This window comes from Mesorhizobium sp. M7A.F.Ca.CA.002.05.1.1, from assembly GCF_003998335.1.
GTDB lineage: Bacteria > Pseudomonadota > Alphaproteobacteria > Rhizobiales > Rhizobiaceae > Mesorhizobium.
Genome location: NZ_RZQI01001349.1, coordinates 1 through 1063 on the forward strand (window position 1 = coordinate 1; position 1063 = coordinate 1063).

Here is a 1063-nt window from a genome sequence, read left to right on the forward strand (position 1 = left end):
GCCCTACAGCGAATTGCCGACCGCCTATCTCTACAAGCAGCCCGATATGTCGCGGCTGCCGGCTTGCGGCTGCAACGCCGCCGCGCAGGGTTTTCAGATCATCGCCGGCAACCCGCCGAATCCGGAACAGTTGCAACCCGAGACGGACTCCGCACCGTTCATTCCGGTGCCGATCTCCAAACCGGATCCAGGTGCCGATCCCGAAACGCTGGCCAATCAGGAAGGCGGGCTCGACCGCGAGACGATCAAGCGGGTTTCCGCCAAGCCGGTGACGTCGCCGATATCAGCCTTGCCGCCGGAACAGCGCAAGGTCAGGGTCGTCGGGCCAACGTTCCTTCCCGACCCATCAGCGGCAATAGATCTGCAAGCTCCGGCCCCGAAGGCAGTCCGGTAAGGGCTGTTCTGAGCGGCATGAACAACGCCTTGCCCTTGCGGCCGGTCGCTTCCCTGATCTTGCCCGTCCAGTCCTTCCAGATCGTCGCGCTCCAGGGTTCCTCCGGCAGCAGATCGAAGGCCTGTCGAAGGAAATCGCGGTCGTCACCGGAAAATTCCGGCTTCTCCTGCGGTCCGTCGCGCAGGATACGCCACCAGTTGACCGCATCGGCCAGCCTGTCGAGATTGCCGCGCACCGCCAGCCAGAACGGTTCGGCCTGCTCGCCGGAGACGCCGAGCACGATCAGACGGTCTTGTGCCTCGGCGAACGGCATGTGGTGCAGCAGCGACCGGTTGAGCACGAACAGCTCGTCCGGATCGAACTTGGCGGCGGATTTCGATGTCGCCGCCGGATCGAAGCGTTCGGCGAGTTCGCCCATCGTCGGCACCGCCGCGACATTCTCCGAAGTGCCTACCAGGACGGCCAATGATGCGACGGCCATCGGCTCGATGCCGTCCTCGCGCAGGCTTTCAATCGAGAGCGCGCCGGTGCGCTTCGACAAGCCCTCGCCCGATGCGGTGGTCAGGAGATTATGGTGGCCGAACACTGGCGGCTCGGCAGCCAGCGCCTGGAACAGGGCGATCTGCACGCCGGTGTTGGTGACGTGGTCGTCGCCGCGGATGACATGGC

General features: G+C 64.9%; 1 protein-coding gene and 1 pseudogene. One reads left to right on the plus strand and one right to left on the minus strand.

The genetic code is table 11. The annotated features are described in order from the left end of the window. Nucleotides 1-394: pseudogene (locus EN939_RS35480) on the plus strand (DUF2865 domain-containing protein); the annotation flags it as partial. On the opposite strand, the gene EN939_RS35485 reads toward EN939_RS35480, so the two are convergent. Then, nucleotides 312-1063: glutamate--tRNA ligase (locus tag EN939_RS35485; protein ID WP_245473298.1), on the minus strand; the 752-nt coding region annotated here is incomplete at its 5' end. The pseudogene EN939_RS35480 and the gene EN939_RS35485 sit on opposite strands and share 83 nt — an antisense overlap.